The 2,601-nt window shown below is 71.9% G+C and carries 2 protein-coding genes and 1 pseudogene; all 3 read left to right on the forward strand.

Annotation, left to right across the window (positions count from 1 at the left end; genetic code table 11):
* Positions 1-1,317 (forward strand): hypothetical protein (locus tag ACR2JA_RS10895; RefSeq protein WP_434009106.1); only part of this gene is annotated, 1,317 nt, incomplete at its 5' end.
* 3 nt (positions 1,318-1,320) lie between these two features.
* A complete protein-coding gene (locus ACR2JA_RS10900) occupies positions 1,321-1,743 on the forward strand; it encodes a GPW/gp25 family protein (protein ID WP_434009107.1) in 423 nt (140 codons plus the stop codon).
* Positions 1,733-2,601 (forward strand): annotated as a pseudogene (locus tag ACR2JA_RS10905) (putative baseplate assembly protein); the annotation flags it as partial. The gene ACR2JA_RS10900 and the pseudogene ACR2JA_RS10905, both read left to right, overlap by 11 nt.

Genomic DNA, 2,601 nt, shown 5'->3' on the forward strand with positions numbered 1-2,601 from the left:
CGCGTGGTGGGTCAGCAAAAGCAGGCCTGGCTGAAGGCGGGCACCCAGGTGTTCGGCTGGGAAGCGGTGGACGAAAGCCTGGACCCGGTGCAGGACCGCCGCGGCCTGGCGGTGGACCTGGGCCACCCGGCGCTCAACGCCCTGGCCCCCAGCCAGCGCGCGGTGCGCACCGCGGGGAGCGCCCGCCTGGCCGGCGCCCGGGTGGCGGTCAACGAAGACGTGCAACCCCTGTTCAAGGCCCCGCCAGCAGTGGCCGACGGCGTCGCGCGCACCCTGCTGTTCGGCACGCTGCGCCTGGCGTCTGGCGAGCTGACCGAACGCGCCGCCACGCCGCCCGTGTTCGGCAGCACCGCCCAGGAACGCCAGCAACTGGCCGACGACCTGGTGGTCTACCTGCGCCAGGGCGGTGCCCGCAGCCTGCCCGTGCCGGCCCGCCGCAGCTTCACCACCGAACAATGGACTGCGGCTGCGCAGGAACGCGCCAGCGCGCTCAGCCACGCCGAATACCTGGCGCTGGACCGGCAGCTGGGCGCCCTGCTGCTGCAACTGGGCAATCAGTTCAACGCCTTTGGCACGGGCTCCGGCCCGGCCGCGCTGCAGGCCGCGCTGCGCCAGCTGCAAGTGGAAACCGATGTGCGTAACAGCCAGGGCCAAGTCGTGCGCACCGACCGCAGCAGCGCGTATGACTTCCTGCTGCGCGCCAAGGCCGTGATGCTGGACGCGCTGCCCGGCGCCAGCCTCTCCATGCCCGACCGCTGGGGCGCGGTCAGCGCCGACGCGGCGCAGGCCATTTTCGACGCCACGCTGCTGTGCCTGCAGCAGCGCTTTGCGCAGGTGCTGCCCGCGCGTGGCCGTTTCGAGGCCGACGGCTCAGGCGTGGAGGCGCGCTACGTGGTGCGCGCCTTCGTGCGGCTCAAGCCCGAACACCCCGGCTGCCCGGGTCAACTGGTGTGGTCCGACTACAGCGAGCCATTCAGCATCGCGCCCTGGTTCGAGTCGTCGGGCGCACCGGTGCCGGTGATCGCCCTGCCCGACCTGATGGACCGCGCCCAGCTCGCCCGCGTGCGGCCCACCGTGGCTTTTTCGCTGCCGCCCAAGCTGGCTGCTCTGCTGCGCACCGACCCCAAGGACCTGCGCGACGGCAAGGGCGACAGCGGCAACGGCCTGGGGCTGGGGTGGATCTGCAGCTTCTCGCTGCCCATCATCACGCTGTGCGCCTTCATCGTGCTGAACATCTTTTTGCAGCTGTTCAACCTGATCTTCTGGTGGCTGCCGTTCCTGAAGATCTGCATCCCCATCCCCAAGGCCAAGGAGTAGCGCATGGCCCCCGACCTCAACACCACCGAACCCCTGGGCTGGCCGCTGCTGCCGGTGCCCGACGCCAACGGCCAGCTGCACTACCCGGGCCTGGCGCAGAGCGTGCGCGAACAGATCCAGGTGCTGCTATCCACCCGCCCGGGCGAACAGCTCATGCACCCCGGCTTTGGCGCCGGGCTGGAAAACCTGCTGACCGAACCCAACACGGTGGCCACCCGCAGCCGTATCAAGGAACTGGTGGGCGACGCGCTCCAGCGCTGGGAGGACCGCATCGTGGTGGACGGCATCGCGGTGGACCCGGTGAGCGACGCCGCCACCGGGGTGGCGGATGGCGTGCGGGTGGAGATCGCCTACCGCCTGCTGCGCACCGGTGCCCCCGCCCGCGTGGGCCTGACGCTGGTGATGGAGGCACGCAGTGCCCATTAAGCCCCCCGCCCTTGACGACCGCAGCTACGACGACCTGGTCGCCGAACTGCTGGCGCGCATCCCGGCCCACACGCCGGAATGGACGCACCCGCGCCCCGGCGACCCGGGCCGCACGCTGATCGACCTGTTCGCCTGGCTGGGCGACACCATCCTCTACCGCGCCAACCTCATCCCCGAACGCCAGCGCCTGGCCTACCTGCGCCTGCTGGGCATGCCGCTCAAGCCGGCCGCCGCGGCGCGCGGGCTGGTGGCGCTGCAGGTCAAGGCCGACAAGCAGGTCGTGGCCCTGCCGGTGCCGCCCGGTGCCGCCATCGACAAACCCCTGCCGTTTGCCACCCTGGGCTACTGCACCGCCTACCCGCTGACCGGCAGCGCCTATGTGCGGCGCAAGCTCACGGCCGGCGAGCAGGCCGAATTCCATGCGCTGCTGCCCGACCTGCAAGCCGTCTACCAGGGCGTCGAAGGCACGCCCACCGGCTACGTCACCACGCCGGTGTTTGCGCCCGGGCAGGACCTGAGCCTGGGAGTGGACATCCTGCAGACCACGGTGGACGGCGCGCTGTGGATCGCGCTGCTGGCGCCCAGTGCCGCGCAGCGCCAGCAGGCCCTGCAGACCCTGGGTGCCGACGTGCCCGGCGGCTCGCGCGCGCTCAACGTGGGCCTGGTGCCGGCGCTGGACCTGCCCGAGGGCAGCGACGCCCTGGACGAGGCCGCCATCAGCACCCGTGCGCCCCTGCCGCTGCGCTGGGACATGAGCACCGGCAGCGACGCCCGCACGCCCGAGGTGCCCGACATGCTGGCGCTGGACGTGCTGGAAGACGGCACCCACGGCCTGCGCCAGGCCGGCGTGCTGCGCCT

The organism is Hydrogenophaga sp. (assembly GCF_051007235.1).
In the GTDB taxonomy this organism is placed as follows: domain Bacteria; phylum Pseudomonadota; class Gammaproteobacteria; order Burkholderiales; family Burkholderiaceae_C; genus Hydrogenophaga.

Excerpts from the sequence above, each read along its gene's own strand:
- ACR2JA_RS10900 (WP_434009107.1), top strand. The coding sequence starts at position 1,321 with ATGGCCCCCGACCTCAACACCACCGAACCCCTGGGCTGGCCGCTGCTG.